At 59.8% G+C, this 940-nt stretch carries 1 protein-coding gene; it reads right to left on the bottom strand.

Annotated elements, in window-relative coordinates; genetic code table 11:
* A partial coding sequence (locus BST44_RS29195; RefSeq protein ID WP_083180053.1) for an IS481 family transposase occupies positions 1 to 887 on the bottom strand: 887 nt, incomplete at its 3' end.
* Between the last annotated feature and the right edge of the window lie 53 nt (positions 888 to 940).

Genomic DNA, 940 nt, shown 5'->3' with positions numbered 1-940 from the left:
GGTCGGTGGTAGTTGTAGTAGTCCTCCCATTCCTTGAGTTTCTGGTTGAACAGGCCGGCCCCGGCGTCGTCTTCGACGACGCCGTCGAGTAGTCGGTAGAACTCTTCGGCGTCAATGCGGTGTGAACGCTCCACTTTGCCGTTGAGCCTGGGTGTTCCTGGTCGGATGTAAATATGGCCGATGCCCTGGTCAAGCACGTGCCAGTGGAAGCTGGACTGGAATTCGGCGCCATTGTCGGTCTGGATCTTCTCGACCTGGAAGGGCAGTCGTGAGAGGACGTAGTCGAGGAACTGGATCGCGGTCTTCTGGTCTGACCGGGGATAGGCGCGGAGTACGCGCAGCCGGGTGCAGTCGTCGATCGCGGTGTATTGGTAGTAGCGCTTGCGGCGCCCCAATCCGGCGGCGATCGGCTCGATGAACTTGACATCAATTTGCACATAATGGCCGGGACGCTGCTTCTCGTAGCGCTTCCACCGCCCGGTGTGACGCTTGTAGCGCTGCGAGGCCGGGAGGCGATTCATGCCGAGCCGCTTGAGGATTCGCCACACCCCGGACGCGCTGATGTCCACGTCGTGGTAGCGCTTGAGGTACATCCGGATCTTCATTGGCCCGAAGTGGTAATGCTGGCGCAGGTGGATGATCTTCTCGACTATGTCGGGATGAGTGATCGTCGGGCACAGCAGGGGCGCACTCGACCGATCCTTGAGTCCGTCAAACCCCTCGTCCTCGTATCGGCGCTTCCACCGGTAAAACACGTTGCGGCTGATGCCGTAATAGCGGCACGTTGCCGCCACGTTTCCGCTGACCTCTTCAGCGTGCTGTAGTACCGCCAGGCGCCGGTTCGCCCGTCTGATCAGATCCTTCTCGCTCCAAACACGGTCAGCCATGCAGCTCCTTCCATCAGGAGCTCAGACTGTCAACAACCTCAGTCAGTTTTAGA

Source organism: Mycobacterium scrofulaceum, assembly GCF_002086735.1.
In the GTDB taxonomy this organism is placed as follows: domain Bacteria; phylum Actinomycetota; class Actinomycetes; order Mycobacteriales; family Mycobacteriaceae; genus Mycobacterium; species Mycobacterium scrofulaceum.
This window is presented reverse-complemented; position numbering and strand designations above follow the sequence as displayed.